The organism is Chelatococcus reniformis, from assembly GCF_014640075.1.
Lineage (GTDB): Bacteria > Pseudomonadota > Alphaproteobacteria > Rhizobiales > Beijerinckiaceae > Camelimonas > Camelimonas reniformis.
The window spans coordinates 567,722-591,783 of the sequence record NZ_BMGG01000004.1 but is presented as its reverse complement, the minus strand read 5'-3'; the positions used below and the strand labels follow the sequence as shown (position 1 = coordinate 591,783).

The following is a 24,062-nucleotide window of genomic DNA, read 5'->3' as shown; positions in this document are numbered from 1 at the left end:
CGGCAACCGGGGCGACCCGTCGGCCGTCCGCGAGCGGCCGATGCGCTCACGTCCGCGGCCCCCGGCGCGCCGCGGCGGCGGCTGGATAGGCCCGCGAGGCGAGCAGTGCGGCGCATGCGGCGGCGTAGATGAGCGGCTCGGCGGGCCAGGACTTGACCACCAGTACGAAGTGCAGGGCGGCCAGCGCGGCCGCCAGGTAGACGAAGCGATGCAGCCGCGCCCATGCGCGGCCGCCGAGACGGCGAATCATGCCGTTGGTCGACGTCGCCGCCAGCGGCAACAGCACGAGGAAGCTTGCAAAGCCGACGGTGATGTAGGGCCGCTTCAGCACATCGGCGGCGATCGCCCCGGCATCCAGCCCCTGGTCGAGGAGCAGATAGACGGCAAGGTGCAGGGCGGCATAGTAGAAGGCCAGCAGGCCGAGGGCCCGGCGATAGCGCAGCAGGTTGACCCCGGTCAGTTGCCGAAGCGGCGTAACGGCCAGGGCGGCCAGGAGGAAGCGCAGGGCCCACAGGCCGAGCAGGTGCTCGAGCTCCTTGATCGGTTCGGCGCCGAGGGCGTCGTTGAGGCCGAGCCCCAGCGCCCACGCAGCTGGAATCAGGCCCGCGACATAGACGGTCCAGCGGGGCACCATCGGCGCCCATGAGCGGGTGGAGCCGCCAGCCGGCGGCCGGGCGGCGGACACGGGTGCGGCCATCAGAAGTACGTCTTGAGATCCATGCCGGCGTAGAGGCCCGCCACCTGCTCGCCGTAGCCGTTGAACGGCAGGGTGGGCCGTCGCTTGGCGAACAAGCCGCCGTCGCCGATGCGCCGCTCCGTCGCCTGGCTCCAGCGCGGATGGTCGACCGCCGGGTTGACGTTGGAGTAGAAGCCGTACTCGCTCGGCGCCTGGCGGTTCCAGGAGGTCGGCGGCTCCTTGTCGACGAGGCTAATGCGCACGATCGACTTGATGCCCTTGAACCCATACTTCCATGGCACCACGAGGCGCAGAGGCGCGCCGTTCTGATTGGGGAGCGTCTCTCCATACATGCCGACCGCCAGGATGGTCAGCGGGTGCATGGCCTCGTCGACGCGCAGGCCCTCCACGTAAGGCCAATCCAGCACCGGCAGGAAGCCGCGCTGGCCGCGCATCTGCTCCGGTCGCATGAGCGTCTGGAAAGCCACGAACTTGGCCGCGCTCGACGGCTCGGCCCGCCTGATCACCTCGGCCAGCGGGAAGCCCAACCAGGGAATCACCATCGACCAGCCTTCGACGCAGCGATGGCGGTAGATCCGCTCCTCCAGCGCGAAGGGCTTGATGAGGTCGTCCAGCGCGTAGTCGGCCGGCTTGTCCACGAGGCCGTCGACCCTGACCGTCCATGGCTTGGTGACGAGCGCCCCCGCATAGGTGGCCGGATCGCCCTTGTCGGTCCCGAACTCATAGAAATTGTTGTAGCTCGTCGCGTCCTGCCGCGAGGTCTGCTTCTCGTCGGTCGAGAACCGGCTGGCCGCCGCCCGCAGCACGTCGGCCCAGGCAGCAGCCGGCAGCATCGCCGCAGCTGCCGCTCCGGCGATCAGGCTGCGGCGATCGAGGACGGCCGCTGCGGGCGTGATCTCCGACGAGGCGACGCGGTCCTCCCGTCGTGGATCTCTGCCGGTCATATGCATTGCAGGCCTCCTGGAGCGTGCGCTGGCGAATCGGAGGGGGCCGCGCTCGGCGCGCACCGTCGCCTCCAATTCCACAGCTCTCATTCGCCGCCGCACGGCAAATGGTTACATCGGGTGCAACCGTCGAGCTCCGACGACGGCCCGCCGCGATCACATCGTGCGGAGCGACATGGCCGATCGGCCACCTCAGCTGCCCGGCGCTTCCGGATCGATCAGCCGGTGCAGGTGGACAATGAAGTAGCGCATGTGGGCGTTGTCCACCGTCCCTTGCGCCTTGGCCTTCCAGGCCGCGAAGGCGGAGGCGTAGTTGGGGTACATGCCGACGATGTCGAGCTTGCTCAGATCACGGAACTCGGTGCCGTCGAGGTGCGTCAGTTCCCCGCCGAACACGAGATGCAGCAGTTGGGTCGGCTTTGTCGTCGTCATGTGAGCCCTCGATTTCCAAGCTTCGTCGTGCCAGCGGCGAGGCTGCCGGGAGCAAGAGCGATGCCGACTCTTTTCGACGGCTGCATGTCGGCGGCTGCCGACGCCTCAATTTTTACGGCCGGCGGCGCCGCGCCCCATCGCCGCGTTGAGCGTCGCGAGAGTCCCGGCGTGGAGCGCTGTGCCGCTGGCGACGAGCACCTCGTGCTCGGGCGCATGCAGGTTATAGATGGGCCGGCGGCCCTCGAGCGTGCTCAGCCGGCCGCCCGCCTCGTGGATGATCAGATCGGCGGCGGCGATATCCCAGTCCGAAGCGCTCGCGGAGACGAGGCCCGCGTCGACCTCTCCCTCACCGACGCGGGCGAGGCGCAGGGCGAGCGACGGTATGCGCGGCAGCCGCACCAGGGTGCCCGCCTCGCGCTCGACCATGTCGAGCAGTCCCTTTGGGCCGGCGACGCGCGCGCCGGCAAGCTGCTCCCGGGTGGAGGCGGCGATCGCCTGGCCGTTGAGCAGCGCGCCCTCCCCCTCCGACGCCTCGTAGAACAGATCGAGGGCGGGCGCATAGACGACGCCGACGACCGGCCGGCCGTCGGCGACGAGCGCGATGCAGATGGTCCAGCTGCGCTCGCCGGCGATGAAGGCGCGGGTGCCGTCGATCGGATCCACGACCCAGCACAGGCGCTCATCGAGCCGCGCCCGGTCGTCGGCGCTCTCCTCCGATAGCCATCCGGCCTGGGGCAGGCCTTGGCTGAGCACCTGCCGGAGGTACCGGTCCACCGCCAGGTCGGCATCGCTCACCGGCGAGCCGCCATGCTTGGTGCGCACGCGGGCGCTGGTCTCGGCGCCCGGGCGGAAATCCGCGAGTGCGATGGCGGCAGCCTCGCGCGCCGCACGATGCAGCAGGCCGCGGACGGTGTGGTTCAGGTCGAGGGTGTCGGATGCGAAGGCTGGAATCGAAGACCTCAAGGGATGGCCGCGTGACCGCGGAAGCTGTGGCGTGAGCGGCTGGCGGGCTTCCCGATCGGGGCCATCCGCTCGGGAAGGGTGTCTGCAGCCCTGTTCAAGCCCGCGTCATTGCGCGGGCGGCAGTCCCGCCGGCACGCGGCGGGCGTTCGTCGCGCGCCATGAGCCGGCTCTGTGTCCTCATCATGGACGAGGCCGATGCCCGGAGCCGACGCGCCTCACCCGGCGCGCACCAGCGCATCGAGGCACAGGCCCGCAAACAGGATGAGCCCGGCGTCGCGGTTGGACCGAAACAGCATGAGGGCGCGCCGCGGATCGCTCGTATCGATGTTGCGCACCTGCCAGGCGAGATGGGCGGCAAAGCCCGCCAGCCCGAGATAACCGACGACGCCGGCCCGGATCGACGGCAGCGCGGCCAGCAGCATCGCCACGGTCGCGGCAAACAGCAGGCCGACCGCCAGCCGCGTGTGCGCGCCGAACCAGCGGGCCGACGATTTAATGCCGACGACCTCGTCATCCTCCAGGTCCTGGATGGCATAGATGGTGTCGTAGGCGATGGTCCACGTCACCGCGGCCGCATAGATCAGCAGCGCCGGCCAAGCGAGATCGCCGAAGGCCGCTGCCCACCCCATCAGCCCGCCCCAGGCGAACGCGAGCCCGAGCACCAGCTGCGGCATCGAGGTGATGCGCTTCATGAAGGGATAGACGGCGACGATGGCGAGCGAGGCCAGGCCGAGAGCGACGGCGAAGCCGTTGAACTGCAGCAGTACTACGAGGCCGATCAGCGCGAGCAGGCCCAGGAACGCGGTCGCCTGCCGCACGCCGACCTGGCCCGAGGGCAGCGGCCGCCCCCGCGTACGCGCCACTTGGGCGTCGAGCTTGCGATCGACGATGTCGTTGTAGGTCGAGCCGGCACCGCGCATGGCCACGGCGCCGCCGAGGAACAGCGCCAGATGCCCGAGATCGGGCGTCGCCCGTCCGGCCGCGACGGCGGCGGCTGCCGCCGACCACCAGCAGGGCAGCAGCAGCAGCCACCACCCGATCGGCCGATCGATGCGCGCCAGCCTGAGATAGGGCCGCAGCTGTGGCGGCGCGAGCGTGTCCACCCAATGGCCTGCCGCAGCGTCGGGCAGAGCAGGCGACGCGGCGCCGGACGGGTTGAGGTCGGCGCCGGCGCCTGGCCTCTTGCCGCTCACAGAGCGCCCTGTGGAATCTTGATTTCGCCGGTGAGCCCGGGGCCACCGAGCGGACCGCTCGGGCCGCCGGCGCCACCACCCTGGGCAGCCTGCTGGCGCGCGCGCTTCTCCATGGTCTCCATCTGGGCGGCGACCTTGCAGGCCTGCCCCCGGATGGTCACGGCCTTCACGTTGTCTTGCTTGATGCCGCCGATGAACTGGTCCGGGATCTGGCACCAGGCTTTGTTCGATTCGAGCCACTTGATCATGGTGACGCCGTTGTTGGCGAGCTGGCCGAAGATGCCGCACGCCTTGCGGGCATCCAGCTTCTTGCCGCCCTTGCTCATGCCCTGGATGCGGCCGACAAGATTCTTGCGCTCTTCCAGATAGCCACGGATCTTCTCGCACCCCGGCGCGGCGGCCTGAGCATAAGCGGTCACCGGTGCGGCGGCCGCCATGGCCAGCACGACCCCGGCAGTTGCCCTGGCGACCCACGGGCGCCATGCGGAGGAAGTCATACGCGAACCTCGTCTGTCTCTCGCCGGCTCCCCGCGGCGCCTTCGCGCCGCGAGCCCGCCAGCGTTCACGTCATCTCTAAACAATGGCGGTGATGGCCGTCACCGCGGCTATAGCATAATTGTGGCAAACTCCCGCACGATCCGGATGTCGCCAGAAGGTCGCGGACGGGAGCCCACGCCGGCCGCGAGAGCATTTCCCCAATCGGATGGCATCATCCGATCGGTGGCTCCACGCGATCGGCACGGGCGATCCAGGCCGACCGCGTCGCATATCGCATTTCGCGGCATTTCAGCAGATATCGACCATTACCACCAGAGCCGAGGAGCGAGCCCGTGCCGAAGGATCAGCCCCGGGGCGACCGCGCCCCATCCGACATCCCTGCCCGCACGCCGCGGCTGTTCGTCGAACAGGGTTTCGATGCCGATCAACCGCTCCGCCTGGGGAAGGAGCAGTCGCACTATCTCGCGACCGTGCTGCGACTGGAGGTCGGCGCGCCGGTGCTCATCTTCAACGGCCGCGACGGGGAGTGGAAGGCGACGGTGACGGACACCGGGCGCAGCGGCGTGACCCTCGAGCTGGAGGCCCAGCTGCAACCCCAGCGCTTCGGCCCGGATCTGCACTACCTGTTTGCCCCGCTCAAGCATGCGCGACTCGACTATATGGTGCAGAAGGCGACCGAGATGGGCGCCAGCCGCCTGCTGCCGGTGTTTACCCGCCGCACCCAGGCCAGCCGCATCAATCTCGATCGCATGCGCGCCAACGCTGTCGAAGCCGCTGAGCAATGCGGTCTCGTCGCCGTGCCGGACATCGCCGGCGAGCAGAAGCTGCCGCAGGCGCTCACCCATCTGGAAGCGGGACGCACCCTCATCTTCTGCGACGAGGAAGCGCCGCAGGCCGATCCACTCGCCGCGCTCGCGGCCGCCCCGGCGGGGCCGCTGGCGCTGCTGATCGGGCCGGAAGGCGGTTTTGCCCCGGACGAGCGTCAGCTCATCGGGGCGCGCGCGAACGTCGTTCGGCTTTCCCTCGGCCCGCGCATTCTGCGGGCCGACACGGCCGCTGTCGCCGCCCTGGCGCTGGTCCAGGCCAAGCTGGGGGACTGGGGCGGCGGCGCCCGTCCCGCGGTCGCGGAGGGCTGAGGCGAAAGCGGACGCGGGGCTGCCCAGCGCGCCGCCTTCTTGTATGTACACGACGTAGCCTGATAGGCCGCGACAGCTCTTCCGCTTGCCCGATTGCGGGCCGACGGCAAGGCCCGTATGTACTCCTCCCCTGGCCCGGTTTCGCGGGCCGGTGCCACCGCCTGTGGCCGCAGGCGCTTCGGAAAGGTGAACATGGCGCGTGACGTTTCCGACTCGACGCCGATCGGCTCGCGCCAGGAGTTGATCGCCTGGATGGAAGGCGGCTGCCGGCCCAAGGCCGACTGGCGTCTCGGCACCGAGCACGAGAAGATTCCATTCTATACGGACGGCGCGGCTCCAGTGCCCTACGACGGACCGCGCGGTATCCGCGCGCTGCTCGAGGGCATGCGCCACCTGCTCGGCTGGCAGCCGATCGTGGAGGGCGATCACCCGATCGGCCTCTACGACGTGACGGGCGGCGGCGCGATCTCGCTGGAGCCGGGCGGCCAGTTCGAACTGTCGGGCGCCCCAGTCGAAACGTTGCACCAGACCGCCTGCGAGACCAACGCGCATCTGGCCCAGATCAAGCAGATCGCCGAGCCGCTCGGCATCCGCTTCCTGGCGCTCGGCATGAGCCCCCTGTGGAGCCGGGCGGAGACGCCGTTCATGCCCAAGCAGCGCTACGACATCATGCGCCGCTACATGCCGACGGTTGGCACGCTCGGCCTCGACATGATGTTCCGCACAGCGACGGTCCAGGTGAACCTGGACTTCGCTTCGGAGGCGGATATGGTCAAGAAGCTGCGCGTATCGCTGGCATTGCAGCCGATCGCCACCGCCCTGTTCGCCAACTCGCCGTTCACCGAGGGCAAGCCCAACGGCTTCCTGTCGATGCGCTCGGAGATCTGGCGCGACACCGACAGGGCGCGCACCGGCATGTTGCCCTTCGCTTTCGAGGAGGGCATGGGTTTCGAGCGCTACGTCGACTATGCCGTCGACGTCCCCATGTACTTCGTCAAGCGCGGCGACACCTACGTGGACGTCGCCGGCGCCTCCTTCCGCGACCTGCTGGACGGCAGGCTCGCGGCCCTGCCCGGCCAGACGGCCTCGCTGGCCGACTGGGCCAACCACCTCTCGACCATCTTTCCCGAAGTGCGCCTGAAGCGCTTCCTGGAGATGCGCGGGGCGGACGTGGGCCCGACGGCGATGATCGTGGCCCTGTCGGCCTTCTGGACCGGGCTGCTCTATGACGAAGCGGCCCTCGATGCTGCATGGGACCTGGCCAGGACCTGGTCGGCGGCGGAGCGCCAGCAGTTGCGCGACGACGTGCCTCGCCGCGGCCTACACGCAACGGTTGGCGGGCGCAGCGTTCTCGCCGTGGCCCGCGATGCGGTGGCGCTGGCGCGCGGTGGCCTCGCCGCGCGGGCCAGGCTCGACCCGTTCGGTCGCGACGAGACCGTTTATCTGGAGCCGCTCGAGGCGATCATCGCCGAGGGGCGTTCGGCGGCAGAGCGCTGGCTCGCCGCATATCACGGCACCTGGGGCGGATCCGTGCAGCCGGCCTTTCAGGAATGCGTGTTCTGATCGCACCGGCAATCGGATGGACAGCGTGCCGCGACGGGCCCATGCTCCGCAGCGGCGCAGCCGCAAACGAATAGGCAAGGCACTCCAAGGGGGACGAACGCCATGCTCGACAAACAGATCGAAGGCCGCTTCATCGAGGACCTCGGCGTCGTCGAGACGACCGAGACCGACAACGTCCTGCGCTGGGACGGCGAGCGGCTCTACGTCGAGCACGACATCTACCACAATGGCCAGCTCGTCCACCGCAAATACAAGCGCAACGTCAGCCGCGCCGTGGCCAAGCATGTCCTGTCGCTCGCCAGGGAGGTCGGCGGCAGCAATTGATGCTGATCTGAAAGTGATCATGCCCCGCGCCGGGCCGCGACGTGGATCGTCAACGCGCCTGCCGTCAGGGAATCTCGTAGCCGGATTGGGCGCACATGCGCTTGACCGTCGCCAGCGCCTCGTCGTCCGTCGCCAGCAGGGCCAGTTCGCCGGAGTCGATGTGGCCGTGCGAGGTCGTGACGGCTGACAGGAACGGCTGGAAGCCCAGATCGTTGCCAAAGCCATCCTTGGCGTTGAGGTAGCCGCAATAGCGCCCCTGCCCCTTCTCGAAGGTCTTGGTGCTGAGCGGCAGCCAGCGCCACTGGATGGTCGCGGGCTGGTTGAGCCCCGGCGACAGCGCCTTGACCAGGACCGCCTGCTCTTGCGGGGTCAGCTCACGCGTGGGCGTCGCCGAGACCGGCGTGTCGTCGGCGGCCTCGCCGAGCAGGAGCATCCCGCCGGCCGCGATCGCGGCCACCACGGCGATGGCTGCCCAGGCCTTCCAGGTCAGCCCCAGCTTATCATGCCTGTTCTTGCTGAAGACCTGCTCGATCATGGCGACAACGCACCTTCACGGCCCATCCCGGATCTCGTAGCCCGGCAGCTCAGTTGGTAAAACGCTGGACGAGCGCCCGCTGGTCGGCCTCGGATACACCGAGTTCGCGGAGATAGTTGTCGATCGAGCCGCACCGCTCGGTGGCGATCCGCAGCGCCGTATCCAGATAACGCGCCTCGACTCCCAGGAAGGCGCGGACCGCGGCCTCCGGGACCTCCCGACCGAGCCCCTCGGTCAGGGACTTGCGCACCGTCTCCATCCGGTCGGCGACGAGGCTCGTCGCATTGGTGAGGAGGTAGTCGGCGATGACATCGTCGCGGTGCACGCCGAGCGCCAGTTGGATCAAGGCCACCAGGAGCCCGGTGCGGTCCTTTCCGGCAGCGCAATGAATGAGGATGGCCCCGTCCAACGTCTTCAGCGCCGCGAAGCAGCGGGTAAACAGATCCGTATGGCGCTCTTCGAACAGGGCCGCGCGGTAGTAGCCCTGAAGATAGCTCTCGATGGTGGCGGGAGACACGTCGCCCTGCCGCAGGAAGGTGAGGTGCGGCGGCTCGGCCTCGTCGCCGAAATCATTCTCGATCACCTGTGCCAGCCAATCGGCCGGGCGGCGCGATGGCTGGCCGGCGCGCTCGGTGGGCCGACGCAGGTCGACGACGACTTCGAGGCCGAGCGCCGCAAGCCGCGTCAGGTCGGCGTCGGTCGCCAGCGCCTGGTTGGCAGCGCGGAACAGTCGGCGGGTGACCACCGAGCGGCCGCCATCGGTCGGATAGCCGCCGAAGTCGCGGAAATTGGAGATCGCGTCGAACGCGTGCAGCCGCGTCCAGCCGGCAGGCACGGCCTGTACCGAGCCCGTCTCGTTCTGAGCCATCACCTAACGCCTCCCCGCCTGTCGGAGCTGCATCTGCCCGACGCAAGCCCGTGGCCGGTCTATAGACGAAAGTCGGGCGCGCTCAAGCGATCGGTGCTCATGGCCGGCATGACGGATACGCCCGCCATCCTGCGAGGTGATACACGGGCGCCCGTGCCCGTGTCGGCATGGACTGCCCGGACTAGTCGAAAGACACGAGGGCACCGCTGTGGCGCCCTCGCTCGACCCGGCCCGCCGTGTTGTCGGGGCGCGTCAGCCCTTCAGGTGCTTGTTGCACTCGCTGTAGTAGCCGCCGCCCTTCTGGATCCACTTGAGGCCGCCGTTGCCGTTGCTCGTCTTGTTGGCCTGGTACTGATCGCTGCAGGTCTTGCGGCGCGCCACCCCCGGCTTCTCGCTCGAATACTTGGTCGAGATCGCCGACGGGAAGACGGCGCTGCCGGCAGCCGCCGGCGCGGCCGCAGGAGCAGCTGCGGCCGGAGCGGCCGCGGCGGGCGCGCCTCCGGCGGCAGCAGCGGGAGCCGCCGCCCCTTCCCCGCATTCCGCCTTTCGGAAATCGTTCCATTTCTGGGTGCCCAGCGTACCGGCCGTCTTGGCGGCGTTATACTTGGCGCTGCACTCCTGCATGGTGAGAGCGCTCGCGGGCGAGGCCGCGGCAAACATGGCACCGGCCAGCATGGCGCCCGCCAGCATGGTCGAGCCAACTCCGGCAATACGCATCTTCATTGGACATCCCCCACGTCTTGGAGCGGCCGGCACGCCCCGGAAACCAGGCCGCTCTAAGCGCCGGCCGGCGAAATCCACATTGCCATGGCGAAGGGCAATCGGCTGGTGCCGCGGCCCGTCACCGACGGTAAACTGCGGCTTCCCGCATGAACGAAAGATGAACATCGCTGTGAGCGAACTGTCAAGTCTCCGGGCATCGCCGCCGCAGCCGATGCCACCGTCAAGCCGCGGTTGATTTGCAACCGCCGAGCGGCCATGGTTCCCGCCTGCGAAGGGAGCGGCCGCCCGGTCGATGGGCCGGCCTGACATGATCCGTGTTCGAACTCATCATTGCGGCCGTTCTGATCGTCTTGAACGGGCTCTTCGCTGTATCCGAACTGGCCGTGGTCTCCGCCCGCAAGGGACGGCTCAAGGCGCTCGTCTTGCGCGGCAGGCCGGGCGCGGCCGCGGCCCTGGCGCTCGCCGAGGCGCCGGGACGCTTCCTGTCGACCGTACAGATCGGCATCACGCTGGTCGGCATCCTCGCCGGAACCTTTTCCGGCGCGGCCCTCGGTGAGCGGCTCGGCGCGTCGATCGCGGCGCAGGGCCTCGCCCAGCGCGTTGCCGAGCCGATCGGCTACGGGGTGGTGATCGGCGTCATCACGCTCTTGTCGGTCATCATCGGCGAGCTCGTGCCCAAGCATCTGGCACTGCGCAATCCGGAAAGCATCGCCTGCACCATGGCCCCGGCCATGCGCTCGCTCGCCGTCGCCGCCGGCCCGCTGGTCTGGTTTCTCGATTCCACCACGCAGGCGATCATGCGCATCCTTGGCTCCAGGGCAGCCTCCGCCGCGGCCGTGACCGAAGAGGAGATTCGCACGATCGTGGCGGAAGCGCGGACGGCCGGGGTCATCGAGCCGGCGGAACACCGCATGATCGGCGGCGTGCTGCGCTTGGGCGACCGCTCCGTGCGCGGGCTGATGACGCCGCGCACGGATGTCGATTGGCTCGACCTCGGCGACGACGAAGCGACCATGCGGGCGCGCGTGGAGGCAAGTCCGCACTCCCGCCTGCCGGTGATCGACAAGGATCCGGACGATGTCGTCGGCGTCGTCACCGTCCGTGATCTGTTGGCGGGGGTGCTCGCCGGCCGACCGCTCGACGTCCGGGCCCATCTGCACCCAGCCCCGGTGGTCCCCGATACGCTCGATGCGCTCGGGGTGCTGGAAGCGCTTCAGCACGCCGCGGTGCCGATGGCGCTGGTCCACGACGAGTACGGCCACTTCGAGGGTATCGTCACACCGGCCGACGCGCTGGCGGCGATTGTCGGCGCCTTCCGCTCGGACGAACCCGAGGAGGACAGCGCAATCCAGCGCGAGGACGGCTCATGGCTGCTCGCCGGTTCTCTACCGGCCGACGAAATGGCCGACATCGTCGGCGTCGGGCTGCCCGAGGAGCGAGACTACGACACCGTCGCCGGCCTGGTCATCGCCGCCATGCAGCGGCTGCCGGCGACGGGCGACAGCGTCGAGGCGCTGGGTTGGCGCTTCGAGGTGGTCGACATGGACGGCCGCCGCGTCGACAAGGTGTTGGCGATCCGCCTCTAGCTCAGGCCGCGTTCGCGTGAATCCACCCGCTTGCCGCGCTAGATTCATGGGTGGGGCATGTCCGTGCCGCGCGATGAGCATGCGGCTGCACGGACATTCACGGCCGGCGGGCCCAGGACGGGAGATCGACCATGGCTGACCTTGCAGATCTGTTTCCGGGCTTCCAGTCCCATTGGATCGACGCCGCCGGGGGACGCATCTTCGCCCGTTCCGGCGGCTCCGGGCCGCCGCTCGTCCTCGTCCACGGCTATCCACAATCGCACGTCATGTGGCATCGCCTGGCGCCGAAGCTCGCCGAACACTTCCAGGTGGTCGCCCTCGACCTGCGGGGCTACGGCTGGTCCGACGTGCCGCGAGCCGACAAGGCGCACACGGTCTACAGCAAGCGCGAGATGGCCAAGGACGTGATCGCCGTCATGGAGGCGCTCGGCCATGTGCATTTCGCCTACATGGGACACGACCGCGGCGCGCGGGTCGGCTACCGGCTGGCCCTCGACCATCCCGGCCGCCTGGCCAAGCTCGTCCTGCTCGACATCGTGCCGACCCTGGCGATGTGGGACAGCATGGATTCCAAGCGCGCGATGCGGGCTTATCACTGGCTGTTCCTGGCCCAGCCGGAGCCCCTGCCCGAGCGCCTGATCGGACCCAGCGCGTGCTTCTACCTCGAGCATACGCTGGCGGGTTGGACGGCGAGCCGCACGCTCGAGGCGTTCGACCCCGCGGCGCTGGCCCACTATGCGGCGTTCTTCGACGATCCCAGCCGCATCCACGCGTGCTGCGAGGACTATCGCGCCGGCGCGAGCACGGATCTGGGCTGCGACCAGGCCGACCGCGACGCCGGCAAGACCCTCGGCTGCCCGACCCATGTGGTCTGGGGTGAGACGGGGATCGCCGCCACCGGGGCCGGCCCGCTCGACGCCTGGCGCGCCACCTTCGCGCCGAACGCCTCGGGCCATCCGGTCAAGGCCGGCCATTTTGTGGCGGAGGAGAACCCGCAGGGCACGCTCGACGCCGTGCTGCCGTTCCTGACGACGTGACGTGGGCACCGTCCCGCGGGAACAGGCATCGAGCGCGCTGATCTTCGACTTCGATGGCGTCGTGGCCGACAGCGAGACCTTGGCGAATGCGGTGCTGGCCGAGTTCGTCAGCGCCCTCGGCCCACCGACGACATTGGACGATGCCCTCTCCCGCTACTGCGGCCGGCGCTCCGTCGACGTGATGGCGGCGATCGAAACGGACGTGGGAAAGCCCCTCCCGCCCGACTTCGCGGAGCGCCTCAAGCTTGCCACCCTGGACCGGTTTCGCGACGACTTGCAGGAAGTGCGGGGCGCCAGTGCCTTCATCCGCAAGTTCGGCGGTGTCCCTCGCTGCATCGCCTCATCGAGCTCGGCGGACCGCCTGGCGCTGTGTCTATCGCTTCTGGGCCTCGAGGCGGAATTCGCCGGCACTGTCTTCAGCGCCGACCAGGTGGCGCGCGGTAAGCCGTATCCGGACATCTTCCTGTTGGCGGCGCGCCGGCTCGGCGTCGATCCGCGCGCGTGCCTCGTCATCGAGGACAGCGCCGGCGGCATCAGGGCTGCGACAGCCGCCGGCATGACGGCGATCGGGCTGTGTGCCGCCTCCCACATTCGCGACGGCCACGCGGCGAGACTTCAGGAAGCGGGTGCGGTGCACATGGCATCGTCCTGGGCGGAGGTGGAGGTGATCGCGGCACGGTTGCTCGGACCGATGCACAGCTGCTGAGCCAGGGAATGCCGCCGGCCGCCGGGGGCCCGGCATCACCGCTTCTCGCGAAAAAATGTCTTCAGCAGGCCGGCGGCCTCCCGTTCGGCGAAGCCGCCATAGACCTCGGGCGCGTGATGGCAACTCGGCGACGAGAAGAAGCGCACGCCGTGCGCCACCGCGCCGCCCTTGGGGTCCTCGGCCCCGAAATAGAGCCGGCGAATGCGGGCGAAGGAGATTGCCGCCGCACACATGGCACAAGGCTCGAGCGTCACATAGAGGTCGCAGCCGATCAGCCGCTCGCTGCCGAGCCGGTGTGCAGCTGCCCTGATCGCCAAGAGCTCCGCATGCGCGGTCGGATCCGAGAGCTCGCGCGGGCGATTGCCGGCGCGGGCGATGATCTCGCCGTGCCGCACCACGACGGCCCCCACCGGCACCTCGCCGCGCGCGGCCGCGGCCTGCGCTTCGGCGAGCGCCACCTGCATCGGGCGGGGCTCCGCCGGCCGGCCGTCGTCACTCATCGTCCCTCGTCCGCATCGGATGCGTTCCTTGCCTCGCTTAGCCCTCCGACCTCTGCTATCAGGCGGGGATGAGCGACAGAACGGACAAAGATCGTCCGGCTCGCAAGGGCCCCCCTTCGAAAAACCGCGACGACCGCCGCGGACCGCCGCGGCGACCGCAGGGCGCCGCGGAGGGCAGCGGGCGGCTGCCGGCGGGCAAGAAGCCGCAACGGCGACCGAAGTCCGAGCAGCCGCAGCGGGACGACGGCCGCGAGCGCATTGCCAAGGTCATCGCGCGTGCCGGAGTCGCCTCGCGGCGCGACGCGGAGGACATGATCGCCGCTGCCCGTGTGACCCTCAACGGCGGCACGGTGCAATCCCCGGCCATCAATGTCGGACCCGGCGACCGCATCACCATCGATGGGCAAGCCCTGCCGGCGCGCGAGCGCACGCGCCTCTGGCTCTACCACAAGCCGGCAGGCCTGGTGACCACCAAGCACGATCCGGAGGGACGACCCACGGTCTTCAGCCGCCTGCCGCCGGATCTGCCGCGCGTCATCTCCATCGGCCGGCTCGACATCAACACCGAGGGCTTGCTGCTGCTCACCAACGACGGTGGCCTGGCCCGCGTTCTTGCCCATCCCGACACCGGCTGGCTCAGGCGCTACCGGGTGCGCGCCTTCGGCTCGGTCGGCGCGGACGCTCTGGAGCGGCTCTCCCAAGGCATCACCGTCGATGGCATGCACTACGGCCCGATTCAGGCCAGCATCCAGCGCCAGCAGGGCGACAACATCTGGCTGATGATCGGCCTGCGCGAGGGCAAGAACCGCGAGGTCAAGCGGGTGCTGGAGCACCTGGGGTTGCAGGTGAATCGTCTGATCCGGCTTTCCTTCGGCCCCTTCCAGCTCGGCGATATGGCGGACGGCGCAGTCGAGGAGATCAGCACCCGGGTGCTACGCGACCAGCTCGGCGAAGAGTTGGCCCAGCGCGCCGGCGTCGACTTCGCCTCGCCGCTCCAGGAGCGGGAGCCGGCTGCCGCACCGCAGCGCCCTGCCCAGCGCGCGTCTCCGCGCCCTAGATCAGCCGGCGCGGATGCGCCAGCCGAGGGCCGCCGCGAGGATGGCCGGGGCCGCCCGCGCGGCGAACGCGCGGCAGGGTCGCGGGAGCGCGATGGCTTCGGGCCGGGCCGGCCCCGCCGCGCGGACGAGCCCGGCGCCGCGCGCGGCGCACCGCAGCAGGCGTCCACCGCCCCGTCGCGGCGGCATCCGCTCGAGCCCAAGAACAGTATCTGGCGCGACGACGAAGCCGAGCTTGCCCGCGGCAGCGGCACGCGAAAGCCGCGGCGGGGGGAGGATCCCAAGGCCGCCCGCACTGAAAGCGCGACCCGCGGGCACGTGCGCGCCGGCCGCGTGGCGCGGCCCGACGGACGCACCGTGCTGGTGGAGCGCGTTGTCGCCGCCGAGCCGGCAAAAAAGACGCAGGACAAGCGGGAGCGCCAGCCGCGGAACGCCCATCGGGCCGGCGCGCTGCCCGATCGGGTGACGCGGAGGCCAGCTCCGGAGCGGAGCGGCGAGTCCCCCCGAGGACGATCGGGTGGACGCGACGGCGGCCGGCGATCCGAAGGCTTCCGGGAGCAGTACCGGGATGGATCACGGGGAGCCGAGGATCGGCCGACCGCCGGCGGGCGCGAGCGTCGCGACGAGCCGGCGCGGCAAGACAAGCGCCCGGCCGCGGGGCGCAGTGAGCGCGGCGGCCGGCCAAAGCCCGGATGGAGCGCCGATCGGCCGCAGCCCTCCGGCGCGCCGGGCCGCGGTCCGACGCGACCCGGAGCTCGCTCCCCCGGTTCATTCCGGGAGGGTGAGCCGCGACCAGGCGCCTCGCGTTCCGGGCCGCCCCGCGGCGCCGGCGGCCCGCGCTCGGGCCCCCGCCGCGACGGCCCGCCCGGTCGGCACCGGGACGGCCCGCGCAGCCCGCGCACCGCCCCTGGCCGCGGGCCGAAGCCCGGACCACGCTCGGGCCCGCGCCGCCCGTGAGGATCGTTGCCGGCGCGTTCAAGGGCCGTTCGCTCGCGGCGCCGAAGTCGCTCGCCATCCGGCCGACCTCCGACCGCCTGCGCGAGACGATCTTCAATGTGCTGGCCCACGGCTACGACGACGCGGTGGACGGTGCGCGGGTGCTCGACCTCTTCGCCGGCACCGGCGCCATGGGGCTGGAGGCGCTGTCGCGCGGCGCCGCCTTCGCCCTCTTCGTCGATCAGTCGGCCGAGGCCCGCGGCCTGATCCGTGCCAATGTGGATGCGCTCGGCCTCGGCGGCGTCACCCGGCTGTTCCGCCGCGATGCGGTGCGGCTCGGCGCCGCCGCGCCGTTGCCACCGTTCTCGCTGGTGTTCTGCGACCCACCCTACGGCAAGGGCCTGGCCGAGCAGGCCTTCGCCAGCGCGCTCGCCGGCGGTTGGCTCCGCCCCGACGCCCTCCTCGTCGTCGAGGAGGCCGAGGGTGCCGGCTTCAGCTGGCCCGACGGCTTCACCGAGTTGGAGCGGCGCGACTACGGCGAGACCACCGTGGCATTCGGGCGAGTGGGCGCGCCTGGGTGAGACGAGGGCCTCCCCGCCGGGGCGGCAAAGCGATAACCTCAGCCCAGCAGTTCGCTCGGCTTCGACTTGCCGCTGTCCTTGAGCTTCCAGATCATGTTCTCCAGGATGGTGACATTGTCGTGCTTCTCGTACGACAGCGCGGCGTAGGCCCGCCTGTCGCTCTTGGATTGGATCAGGAGCTCTTCGTCCGTCGAAGCCACATGCACTTGGTCCCAGCCCAAACGCTCGGTCCGCTCGCCGAACCATTGGCGCCTGAGCACTTCCACGCCGTCATCGCTCACGTTGAGGCCGGGCAGGGCCAGCACGTGTCCACGCCGGAGGCGGAGTAGCATGCGCGTGTAGAGCCGGATGCCGACGGTGCGCCATAAACGGTCGACCATGCTGGCATACACCACCCGGTCGCCGCCCTGGATGACGTGGCACTGCTGGTCGTCGCCGACCGAAATCGTCCACACCCTGCCGATCGGCATGCCGCCGAGCCGGTTGCTCCGCGAGCCCCAGCTCAACCGGGTGATGCGCTCCAGCGGCAGATGATGGTGCGGCCAGCGGAGCCCCGCACGGGAGATGTCCACGCGCCCCGGGAAGGGACTGCCGAGATCGGCACCGTAGGGCAGCAGGCGATCGGCCTCCTGCTCCCGCTGTCGCGCGGCCTCGCGGACGTGGTCGAGGCCGGCCCGGTCACGACCCAGCTCGAGCATCAAGCCCTCGGCATCGGCAAACTCGGTCGCCAGCAGGTCGTTCAGCCGTGCCGGCAGGTCGATCCACCAGAAGTCGTGGTGAAGAGCCAGCGCGAGGCGTCGCACCGTCTCGCCCCCAGCCCGGCGCTGCTCCTGCGCGGCCGGTCCGACGTCGGCGTGCGCTACACCCTCCATCGCAGTGGTATTGAGAGCGCGCAATGCCTGCTCGATCCGGCGGATGAGCTTGCCGGCGGCAGCTTCGCCGTGCTCGGCCGCACGCAAGGCCTCGTCGCAGAGGCCGGCGATGCGCTCGCATTGCCGCGCCAGTTCGTCAGCCGGCCGGCCGCGTGTCGGCGCGGCGGCAAACAGCGAAGCGCTCCGATGCCGGGGCAAATCCGATTGGGTGCCCATGCCTCCACATCCACGACGCGCGCAAGAGCATGCGTACGTGCATGAAACGCATTGCCGAGCGCGACCGATCAGAAGACTTGAACATGTCCATTCGATCGGATGGATTCCAGCTGTTCGAATGGACATCCCCCATCTACCGTAACTCAATAAGAGCGGTCCAAAAGCCGCGTTGCGCGGAGTGAGAGCTACCGATTTCGATTAGCCCAAGGCAAATGCCCGAAAGTATTGGCGTTCAAACCGTGCAGGCTGAGTAAGCCACCTGGAACTTGCTCCGCCTCCAATTGAGACACGCATGGCGCGATGCCGTGACCGGAGCCACGCAGGCCAACGCGGGCTTCGCCATCACGCGGGCTCCGCCGGGCCGCCCACCAGCGGGCGTCAGTCGGCCACCCCCGTCACCCTCGGGCTGCGGAGCCCCATCCCCAGCCGCGTCATGAGCATTTTGAGCATGAACCTGCCTGAATGACCGCGAACGCGGGGCAAACCATCCTCGGGCAGGACCACACCGACGGGCACGTCGCCGGTCATCACGCGGATCGACGGCGATGGCGCATGCTCGACACGGCCGCGATAGACCGTCAGCCAGAACCCCTTGGTGAAATCGAGAAACATCGGCGCCCCGCAGCACGAAGCGACCATGCGCCGTGTCGGTGAACCCAGCGTCAGCCGATGCGGCTCCAATCGCTCGCATCCCGCCACGCAGCGCACCCGATCTTTCCGCCACAACACGGCGGACGTCCCGCCACTGGCATCCACGATCGGCTCCAGGTCGGTTCGCGCGTCAAACTCCTGCCCGGCGATCCGGCAGCTCGAGCAATGGCAGACTGCGCACAGCATGGGCGCGCCTTCGGCTTCGAGCCGCACCGTACCGCACGCGCAGGTGATCGCGGTCATCGGCTGCCACTCCTCCATTGTTCGTGATGGTCTGGCTGTACTATGAGCGACGATGTGCCCACGAAATACGACTTAGAGCGTGTCCTGGCGGCGGCGCAGCTCGAGCGCTTCGCGCTTTAGCGCCGGCCGAATAGCCGTTCGATGTCGGAGAGCTTGAGCTCCACGTAGGTCGGACGACCGTGGTTGCACTGGCCGGATAGCGGCGTCGCCTCCATCGCGCGGAGCAAGGCGTTCATCTCCTCCGGCTTCAAGCGGCGGCCGGCGCGCACCGAGCCGTGGCAGGCCATGGTTGCCAGCACATGCTCGAGGCGCTCATCCAACGCACTGGATTGGCCCCATTCGGCCAAGGTGTCGGCCACGTCGCGCACCAGGCGCCGCACATCCCCCTGGGCGATGAGCGCCGGCACCTCGCGCACGCACACCGCCCCCGGGCCGAAGCTCTCGACAACGAGCCCGAGCGGCTCCAGGTCGTCGGCGGCGGCCACCACGCGGTCGGCCTCGAGTGGATCGAGGTCGACCACCTCGGGCACCAGCAGCAGCTGACGAGCAATACCGCGCCCGGCCCGCTCCGCCTTCAGCCGCTCGTACACCAGCCGCTCATGCGCCGCGTGCTGATCGACGATGACGATACCGTCCGCGGTCTGCGCCAGGATGTAGGTCTCGTGCACCTGGGCCCGCGCCGCCCCGAGCGGCCGCTCCGCGCCCAGCCCATCGCCGTCCGCCGCCGACGCCGGCCAGCCGGCCCGCGCGTCGGCCGAGGGCTCGGCCAGGCCCGGCAGAGCCCCCTGGGGTGCATAGGCGGCCGGCGGCGGTTCGCCGAAGCCGCGCGGAGCCTGCCAATCGGCCGGTGGCGCCGCGGCCGAGGTGGGACGGTAGGAGACGTTAGCGGGCCGCACCGCAGCCGGAGCGGAATGGCTGCGGAGGCCGCGGATCGCGTCGAGCGTGCGCAGGCCGCCCACCGTGGAGGCGCGGTGGCCGGCGCGGACGATGGCCTCCTTCAACGCACCGACGACGAGGCCGCGCACCAGCCCCGGATCGCGGAAGCGCACCTCGGTCTTGGCCGGATGCACGTTGACGTCGACGAAGCGGGGGTCGCAAGCGATAACGAGAACCAGGGCCGGGTGGCGGCCTGCCGGCAGCACATCGGCATAAGCCCCCCGCACGGCGCCGAGCAAAAGCTTGTCGCGCACCGGCCGGCCGTTGACGATCATGTGGACGTGGGCCGCACTGCCGCGGTGGTAGGTCGGCAGGCCTGCGTGGCCGAGAAGACCGATGCCTTCGCGCGCCGCCTCAATGGCGATGGCATTGGGTGCGAAATCGGGGCCGAGCAGGCGCGCCAAACGTGCCAGCAGCGCATCGCCGCCGCGCTCGGGCGGCAGCGTCAGCGCCGTCAGATGCTCGCCGGCAAGGGTGAAGCCGACGGCCGGATGGGCCATGGCGAGGCGCTTCACCACGTCGGCCACGGCCTGCGCCTCGGCCCGGTCGGTCTTGAGGAACTTGAGCCGCGCCGGCGTCGCCTGGAACAGGCCGGTCACCTCGACTTGCGTGCCGCGCACAGCGGCCACCGGCTTGACCGGCCCCCTGCTGCCGGCGTCGACGACGAGGCGCCAGCCGTTCGCCGCGGACGCCGTCCGCGTCGTCAGCGCCAGTCGCGCCACGGCGGCGATCGAGGGCAGCGCCTCGCCGCGGAACCCGAGCGTGGCGATAGCGGTGAGATCCCCGTCCGGCAGCTTGGAGGTGGCGTGGCGCTCGACCGCCAGAGCCAGGTCATCGTCGTCCATGCCGACGCCGTCGTCGCTCACGCGGATCAGCCGGCGCCCGCCCGCGTCGATCACCACCTCGATGGCGCCGGCGCCGGCATCGAGTGCGTTCTCCACCAGTTCCTTGACCGCCGCGGCCGGCCGCTCGACCACCTCGCCGGCGGCGATGCGGTCGACCAGCACGGGATCGAGGCGGCGGACGGCCATGGCTGCTCCGGTGCGTCGGCTAGAGCGCTCCTCAGCGATTGGGTGGAATCACCTGATCGCTGAGAAGCGCTCCAGATTCAAAAGACTATGAGCATTTCTCTGCCATTGGATGGCCCTCATCCAATGGAAAAATGCTCTAGGCTCCGGGCGCGGGCACGCCGACTCGCCCGGTCATATTAGCAGCGTTCGCGCTCGCCCAAGGGGCTACGCAACCTTTGCCCGGCGAACGCCGGACCGGGTCGTGCGATCACACGCCCACGGGGCGGCCGGCGACGACGACGATGAGCTCGTTCGGTGCCAGGAAGCGGGTTCCGGCCCGGCGCACGTCCTCGGCGGTGATCGCCTCGATGAGGTCGTTGCGCCGGTCGATGTAATCCATCCCGAGCCCCTCGACGGCGATCTGCAGCAACTGGCCGGCGATCTTGGTCGAGGTGTCGAAGTGGAGCGCGTAGGAGCCGATGAGATACTGCTTGGCGAGCCTGAGCTCCTCGGCATCCGGCCCGTCGGCGGCGAGCTTGCCGATCTCGGCGGCGATCACCTCGAGCGATTCGGCCACGCGCTCGTTCTTGGTCGCCGTGCCGCCAAGGAAAAGCGCCGAATGGCGCATCGGCACCAGCGAGCTCGAGACGCCGTAGGCGAGGCCCCGCTTCTCGCGCACCTCGCGGAACAGCCGTGCCGAGAACACGCCGCCGCCCAGGATGTGGTTCATGACGTAGCCCGGCAGATAGTCCGCATCGAGCCGCTTGAGGCCGCGGCCGCCGAAGCGCACCACCGATTGCGGCACGTCCACGTCGATCACCTGGCGCCCGCCCGGGCTTGCCGCCGTCACGTCGGCGACCGGCGTGAGCCGCGCCGCCGCCGGCAGGGGGCCGAACACGTCGTCGAGCACTTGCGCGAGCGTGTCGGCGCTGATGGCGCCGACGGCGGCGACGCGCAGATTGTCCCGCGCCAGCGCCTGCGCACCGTAGGCGGCGAGATCGTCGCGGGTGATGGCGCCGACGCTCTCGATCGTGCCGCGTGTCGGCCGGCCGTAGGGGTGGCCCGGGAAGGCATTGGCGAAAAAGGCGCGCCCGGCGAGGCTGTCGGGATTGTAGAGCTCGTGGCGCAGCCCGGCCTCCACCTGCCCGCGCACGCGCGCCACGGCATCCGCGTCCAGCCTGGCCTCGTTCACGGCCAGACGCAGCAGATCGATCGCGGCTGGCAGGTGCGTGGTGAGCGCCTTCAGGGAGCCGCGCAGCGTGTCGCGATCGGCATAGAAGCGCAGTTCGATCGCCCGGTCGGCGAGCAGGTTCTGGAACGCATCGGAATCATGCGGGCCTGCCCCTTCGTCCAACAGGCCGGAGAGCAGATTGGCGACGCCGGGCCTGCCGGCGGGATCCTGCGATGCTCCGCCCAGGAAGGCGAACTCGAGCGCCACCAGCGGCACCGCGTGCTCCTCCACCAGCCAGGCCTCCAGCCCGCCCGGCGACGTCACACGGGTGACGGTGGGCGATGCGGCGGCGCGGGTCGCGGTGTCGGTCGTGGTGGGGGAAGCCATGGGCGTACTCGGAGGAATGGGGCGGCCCGCAAGGCCTCGCCCATGGGAGAGAGGTGCGGCTGCCGCCGCTGCTAGCGGACGAGCGAACGGCGCTCAGGCCCGCTCCGGCTCGAGGTAGCCGGTCACGGCCCGGCGGGCGTCGAGGACGGTGCGAGCGGCCGCGATGACGGCATCCGGTGTCACCGCCTCGATGCGGCTCGGCCATTCGCTCACGTCCTCCAGGCTCTCGCCGATCGCCAATGCGGAGCCGTAGACCCGCGCCAGCGTCGCCTGGCTGTCCTGGGCGTAGACCATCTCGGCGACGAGCCGGGTCTTGGCCCGCTGGAAATCGGCCTCGTCGACGCCCTTGGCAATGAAATCGGCAACGGTGTCGTCGATCATGGTCTCCAGATCGCCGAGGGGCATGCCGGGGCGCGGCGCGGCGGTCACGCCGAACCGTGTCGCATCCACCGCGTTGCCCATGTACCAGGCGCCGGCGGAGACCGCCGCCTTCTTGTCCATGACCAGGTCGCGGTAGAGCACCGAGGTCGGGCCGCCGCCGAAGATCTCTGCCAGCACGTCGAGGGCGAAGGCTTCGCCCGAGCGCGCGGTGATCACCGACGGCGCGAGATAGAGGCGCCGCAGCAGCGGCTGCTCGACCTTGCCGTCGCGCACGGTCACGCGGCGCGAGGCGTGGGGCTCCGGCTCCCGCGGGCGAAAGCGCTGCGGACGCTCGCCGCGGGCCGGGATGCGCCCATAGGTCTCGGCCGCTTGCTCCAGCACCTCGGCCTCGGCCACATCGCCCGCCACCACGAGGATGGCGTTCTCGGGCGTATAGAAGCGGCGGTAATAGGCAAGCGCGTCGGCGCGGGTGAGGCCCTCGATCTCGTGCATCCAGCCGATGATCGGGTTGCCGTAGGGGTGGTGGGTGAACAGGGCCGCGGCCATGGCCTCGCCGAGTTGCTCGTCGGGATCGGAGTCGGTGCGCATGCGCCGCTCCTCGATCACCACGTCGCGCTCGGGGGCCACCACCGCCTCGTCGAAGGCGAGGCCGTTCATGCGATCGGCCTCGAAGCTCATCATCGTGCCCAGATGCTCCTTCGCCACCCGCTGGAAATAGGCGGTGTAGTCGAAGGAGGTGAAGGCGTTCTCCTGGCCGCCCACCGAAGCGACCACGTCGGAGAAGTGTCCCTCCGGGTGCGCCTCGGTGCCCTTGAACATCAGATGCTCGAGGAAGTGGGCGATACCGGACTTGCCTAGCGGATCGTCGGCCGAGCCGTTGCGGTACCACACCATGTGGGTCGCCACCGGCACGCGGCGGTCCGGGATGACCACCACGTCGAGCCCGTTGTCGAGGGTCGACGCGTAGACCTCCGGCCCCCTGGCGTCGCGCGACGGCACTGCGCGCTCATCCGTGCGCAGGCCGTTGGTCGGGGCTTGGATCATAAGGGCTCACCTTGCTTCACGATGGCGCGCGACGGGCGCCGCACAGCGCCAGACATGGGGTGCCTGCCCGCATGCATGCAAGCGCACGAGGCTCGGCCTCCGACGTCAGGCCGACCAAGCCTCGCGCGCGGCAATTGAGATCAGTCGTCGTTGCTTCTGCCGAGCCAGTCGCGCTCGGGTCGGTTGTCGCGGTTGACGACGCCGACCGGCTCGCTCTTGGTGGAGGCGAGAGGCGCGTTGCCCGCCGGCATGCGGTAGCCCGAGGGCGGCTGCAGCAGCGTGCCCCGCTCGGGCTCCTGACCGTAGGCGAGCTTGCTCGGATCGGTCGTCTCGGTGCCCTTCTTTAGCTCGTCCGGATCGACCCAGGTCGACAGCCGGCCATCGCCATAGACCTCGCGCGGGCCCGGCTGATCTCCCTTGGCGGTGCGCTTGGGCGTCCGATTGAGTTCGTCGGGCTTCATCACAGCGCCCTGGGAGGGGCGGTTGTCGCTCGGAAACGGCACCGGCTGCTGGCGCTCGGCGACGGCGCGCTTGCGCTTGACGACATCGGTATCGTTGGGCCACGCCGCCTCGCGGGCGCCGGGGCCGGCGGATGGCTGCGGCAGGTCGAGCTTGGGCGGCACCGCCAGCGGTGCCCGCTCCCGATAGTTGATCGACGCAGCCGCCTTCTCGTCGTCGATGATGCCGAGGTTGGTAAGCATGTTCTTCATGAACATGCCCTCCTCCGCCTGCACCGGGCCTGTCATGGTGCAAGCCAGGGCGATGAGCGTGAGCGGCGCCCACGTGATCGATGCGCGTGCCATTCCGTCTCCTGTCCCAGTGCGTCAGCCGCAGCTCACCCGATGTCGCCGGACACGCGTGCCCGCAGCGCCAA

24 protein-coding genes are annotated in these 24,062 nt (G+C 70.0%); 8 read left to right on the top strand and 16 right to left on the bottom strand.

Annotation, left to right across the window (positions count from 1 at the left end):
* Positions 1–46 precede the first annotated feature (46 nt).
* The 6 genes from msrQ to IEW34_RS30520 all read right to left on the bottom strand — a co-directional run bounded on the left by msrQ (position 47) and on the right by IEW34_RS30520 (position 4,666).
* A complete protein-coding gene (gene msrQ, locus IEW34_RS13690; RefSeq protein ID WP_188609804.1) occupies positions 47–634 on the bottom strand; it encodes a protein-methionine-sulfoxide reductase heme-binding subunit MsrQ in 588 nt (195 codons plus the stop codon).
* A 62-nt stretch (positions 635–696) separates the two neighbouring features.
* Positions 697–1,647, bottom strand: a complete 951-nt coding sequence (msrP, locus tag IEW34_RS13685; protein ID WP_244641966.1) for a protein-methionine-sulfoxide reductase catalytic subunit MsrP — start codon at positions 1,645–1,647, stop codon at positions 697–699.
* Between the two features lie 186 nt (positions 1,648–1,833).
* The gene (locus tag IEW34_RS13680; protein WP_188609724.1) at positions 1,834–2,073 is read right to left on the bottom strand and encodes a DUF4170 domain-containing protein; all 240 of its coding nucleotides are present in this window, start codon (positions 2,071–2,073) and stop codon (positions 1,834–1,836) included.
* A 105-nt stretch (positions 2,074–2,178) separates the two neighbouring features.
* Positions 2,179–3,036, bottom strand: coding sequence for an inositol monophosphatase family protein (locus IEW34_RS13675; protein ID WP_244641965.1), 858 nt, complete (start codon positions 3,034–3,036; stop codon positions 2,179–2,181).
* A 215-nt stretch (positions 3,037–3,251) separates the two neighbouring features.
* Positions 3,252–4,229, bottom strand: coding sequence for a 4-hydroxybenzoate octaprenyltransferase (gene ubiA, locus IEW34_RS30525; RefSeq protein WP_373288247.1), 978 nt, complete (start codon positions 4,227–4,229; stop codon positions 3,252–3,254).
* Positions 4,226–4,666: a hypothetical protein gene (locus IEW34_RS30520; protein ID WP_244641964.1), complete on the bottom strand. Its 441-nt coding sequence runs from the start codon at positions 4,664–4,666 to the stop codon at positions 4,226–4,228. The genes ubiA and IEW34_RS30520 overlap by 4 nt, the downstream gene beginning before the upstream one ends.
* Before the next feature lie 435 nt (positions 4,667–5,101).
* Between IEW34_RS30520 and IEW34_RS13665 the strand changes: the two genes are divergently transcribed.
* From IEW34_RS13665 to IEW34_RS13655, 3 genes are all read left to right on the top strand, one after another.
* On the top strand, positions 5,102–5,863 hold the full coding sequence (locus tag IEW34_RS13665; RefSeq protein ID WP_188609802.1) for a 16S rRNA (uracil(1498)-N(3))-methyltransferase: 762 nt from the start codon (positions 5,102–5,104) through the stop codon (positions 5,861–5,863).
* Between the two features lie 192 nt (positions 5,864–6,055).
* Positions 6,056–7,426 carry a glutamate--cysteine ligase gene (locus IEW34_RS13660; protein ID WP_188609722.1) on the top strand — a complete coding sequence of 457 codons (1,371 nt, stop codon included), beginning with the start codon at positions 6,056–6,058 and terminating at the stop codon, positions 7,424–7,426.
* A 102-nt stretch (positions 7,427–7,528) separates the two neighbouring features.
* Positions 7,529–7,750, top strand: coding sequence for a hypothetical protein (locus tag IEW34_RS13655; protein WP_188609721.1), 222 nt, complete (start codon positions 7,529–7,531; stop codon positions 7,748–7,750).
* 64 nt (positions 7,751–7,814) lie between these two features.
* Here the strand turns inward: IEW34_RS13655 and IEW34_RS13650 are convergent, their stop codons facing one another.
* The 3 genes from IEW34_RS13650 to IEW34_RS13640 all read right to left on the bottom strand — a co-directional run bounded on the left by IEW34_RS13650 (position 7,815) and on the right by IEW34_RS13640 (position 9,876).
* Positions 7,815–8,285 carry a hypothetical protein gene (locus tag IEW34_RS13650; protein ID WP_188609720.1) on the bottom strand — a complete coding sequence of 157 codons (471 nt, stop codon included), beginning with the start codon at positions 8,283–8,285 and terminating at the stop codon, positions 7,815–7,817.
* A 49-nt stretch (positions 8,286–8,334) separates the two neighbouring features.
* Complete coding sequence (locus IEW34_RS13645) at positions 8,335–9,153, bottom strand: tyrosine-protein phosphatase (protein WP_188609719.1); 819 nt, start codon at positions 9,151–9,153, stop codon at positions 8,335–8,337.
* A gap of 252 nt (positions 9,154–9,405) precedes the next feature.
* A complete protein-coding gene (locus IEW34_RS13640) occupies positions 9,406–9,876 on the bottom strand; it encodes a hypothetical protein (protein WP_244641963.1) in 471 nt (156 codons plus the stop codon).
* Between the two features lie 314 nt (positions 9,877–10,190).
* On the opposite strand from IEW34_RS13640, the gene IEW34_RS13635 reads away from it, so the two are divergent.
* From IEW34_RS13635 to IEW34_RS13625, 3 genes are all read left to right on the top strand, one after another.
* Positions 10,191–11,462: a hemolysin family protein gene (locus IEW34_RS13635; RefSeq protein WP_188609718.1), complete on the top strand. Its 1,272-nt coding sequence runs from the start codon at positions 10,191–10,193 to the stop codon at positions 11,460–11,462.
* 131 nt (positions 11,463–11,593) lie between these two features.
* The gene (locus tag IEW34_RS13630) at positions 11,594–12,499 is read left to right on the top strand and encodes an alpha/beta fold hydrolase (RefSeq protein WP_188609717.1); all 906 of its coding nucleotides are present in this window, start codon (positions 11,594–11,596) and stop codon (positions 12,497–12,499) included.
* A gap of 1 nt (position 12,500) precedes the next feature.
* Positions 12,501–13,205, top strand: a complete 705-nt coding sequence (locus tag IEW34_RS13625) for an HAD family hydrolase (protein WP_188609716.1) — start codon at positions 12,501–12,503, stop codon at positions 13,203–13,205.
* Between the two features lie 35 nt (positions 13,206–13,240).
* Here IEW34_RS13625 and IEW34_RS13620 read toward each other — a convergent pair whose 3' ends face one another.
* Entirely contained in the window at positions 13,241–13,705 is a 465-nt protein-coding gene (locus tag IEW34_RS13620; protein ID WP_244641962.1) for a nucleoside deaminase, read from the bottom strand.
* A gap of 68 nt (positions 13,706–13,773) precedes the next feature.
* On the opposite strand from IEW34_RS13620, the gene IEW34_RS13615 reads away from it, so the two are divergent.
* Complete coding sequence (locus IEW34_RS13615) at positions 13,774–15,717, top strand: pseudouridine synthase (protein ID WP_188609715.1); 1,944 nt, start codon at positions 13,774–13,776, stop codon at positions 15,715–15,717.
* A complete protein-coding gene (rsmD, locus tag IEW34_RS13610) occupies positions 15,714–16,277 on the top strand; it encodes a 16S rRNA (guanine(966)-N(2))-methyltransferase RsmD (protein WP_188609714.1) in 564 nt (187 codons plus the stop codon). Before IEW34_RS13615 ends, rsmD begins: the two co-directional genes overlap by 4 nt.
* Positions 16,278–16,315: 38 nt before the next feature.
* On the opposite strand, the gene IEW34_RS13605 is transcribed toward rsmD, so the two are convergent.
* The 6 genes from IEW34_RS13605 to IEW34_RS13580 form a co-directional block, all read right to left on the bottom strand.
* Positions 16,316–17,365, bottom strand: coding sequence for a hypothetical protein (locus IEW34_RS13605; RefSeq protein ID WP_188609713.1), 1,050 nt, complete (start codon positions 17,363–17,365; stop codon positions 16,316–16,318).
* A gap of 378 nt (positions 17,366–17,743) precedes the next feature.
* Positions 17,744–18,259 (bottom strand): GFA family protein, encoded by a 516-nt coding sequence (locus IEW34_RS13600; RefSeq protein ID WP_210324497.1) that lies wholly within the window; start codon positions 18,257–18,259, stop codon positions 17,744–17,746.
* 116 nt (positions 18,260–18,375) lie between these two features.
* Positions 18,376–20,226 (bottom strand): DNA mismatch repair endonuclease MutL, encoded by a 1,851-nt coding sequence (gene mutL / locus IEW34_RS13595; RefSeq protein WP_188609712.1) that lies wholly within the window; start codon positions 20,224–20,226, stop codon positions 18,376–18,378.
* Positions 20,227–20,473: 247 nt separating this feature from the next.
* Positions 20,474–21,763: a M16 family metallopeptidase gene (locus IEW34_RS13590; protein ID WP_188609711.1), complete on the bottom strand. Its 1,290-nt coding sequence runs from the start codon at positions 21,761–21,763 to the stop codon at positions 20,474–20,476.
* A 93-nt stretch (positions 21,764–21,856) separates the two neighbouring features.
* Positions 21,857–23,188 carry a M16 family metallopeptidase gene (locus IEW34_RS13585; protein ID WP_188609710.1) on the bottom strand — a complete coding sequence of 444 codons (1,332 nt, stop codon included), beginning with the start codon at positions 23,186–23,188 and terminating at the stop codon, positions 21,857–21,859.
* A 140-nt stretch (positions 23,189–23,328) separates the two neighbouring features.
* Positions 23,329–23,991, bottom strand: coding sequence for a hypothetical protein (locus tag IEW34_RS13580; protein WP_188609709.1), 663 nt, complete (start codon positions 23,989–23,991; stop codon positions 23,329–23,331).
* Positions 23,992–24,062 lie beyond the last annotated feature (71 nt).

Coding starts and splice junctions, on each gene's coding strand:
- msrQ (WP_188609804.1), bottom strand. CDS start 634: ATGGTGCCCCGCTGGACCGTCTATGTCGCGGGCCTGATTCCAGCTGCG.
- msrP (WP_244641966.1), bottom strand. CDS start 1,647: ATGCATATGACCGGCAGAGATCCACGACGGGAGGACCGCGTCGCCTCG.
- IEW34_RS13680 (WP_188609724.1), bottom strand. CDS start 2,073: ATGACGACGACAAAGCCGACCCAACTGCTGCATCTCGTGTTCGGCGGG.
- IEW34_RS30520 (WP_244641964.1), bottom strand. CDS start 4,666: ATGGCGGCCGCCGCACCGGTGACCGCTTATGCTCAGGCCGCCGCGCCG.
- IEW34_RS13660 (WP_188609722.1), top strand. CDS start 6,056: ATGGCGCGTGACGTTTCCGACTCGACGCCGATCGGCTCGCGCCAGGAG.
- IEW34_RS13655 (WP_188609721.1), top strand. CDS start 7,529: ATGCTCGACAAACAGATCGAAGGCCGCTTCATCGAGGACCTCGGCGTC.
- IEW34_RS13650 (WP_188609720.1), bottom strand. CDS start 8,285: ATGATCGAGCAGGTCTTCAGCAAGAACAGGCATGATAAGCTGGGGCTG.
- IEW34_RS13645 (WP_188609719.1), bottom strand. CDS start 9,153: ATGGCTCAGAACGAGACGGGCTCGGTACAGGCCGTGCCTGCCGGCTGG.
- IEW34_RS13640 (WP_244641963.1), bottom strand. CDS start 9,876: ATGAAGATGCGTATTGCCGGAGTTGGCTCGACCATGCTGGCGGGCGCC.
- IEW34_RS13630 (WP_188609717.1), top strand. CDS start 11,594: ATGGCTGACCTTGCAGATCTGTTTCCGGGCTTCCAGTCCCATTGGATC.
- IEW34_RS13620 (WP_244641962.1), bottom strand. CDS start 13,705: ATGAGTGACGACGGCCGGCCGGCGGAGCCCCGCCCGATGCAGGTGGCG.
- IEW34_RS13615 (WP_188609715.1), top strand. CDS start 13,774: ATGAGCGACAGAACGGACAAAGATCGTCCGGCTCGCAAGGGCCCCCCT.
- IEW34_RS13605 (WP_188609713.1), bottom strand. CDS start 17,365: ATGGGCACCCAATCGGATTTGCCCCGGCATCGGAGCGCTTCGCTGTTT.
- IEW34_RS13600 (WP_210324497.1), bottom strand. CDS start 18,259: ATGACCGCGATCACCTGCGCGTGCGGTACGGTGCGGCTCGAAGCCGAA.
- mutL (WP_188609712.1), bottom strand. CDS start 20,226: ATGGCCGTCCGCCGCCTCGATCCCGTGCTGGTCGACCGCATCGCCGCC.
- IEW34_RS13590 (WP_188609711.1), bottom strand. CDS start 21,763: ATGGCTTCCCCCACCACGACCGACACCGCGACCCGCGCCGCCGCATCG.
- IEW34_RS13585 (WP_188609710.1), bottom strand. CDS start 23,188: ATGATCCAAGCCCCGACCAACGGCCTGCGCACGGATGAGCGCGCAGTG.
- IEW34_RS13580 (WP_188609709.1), bottom strand. CDS start 23,991: ATGGCACGCGCATCGATCACGTGGGCGCCGCTCACGCTCATCGCCCTG.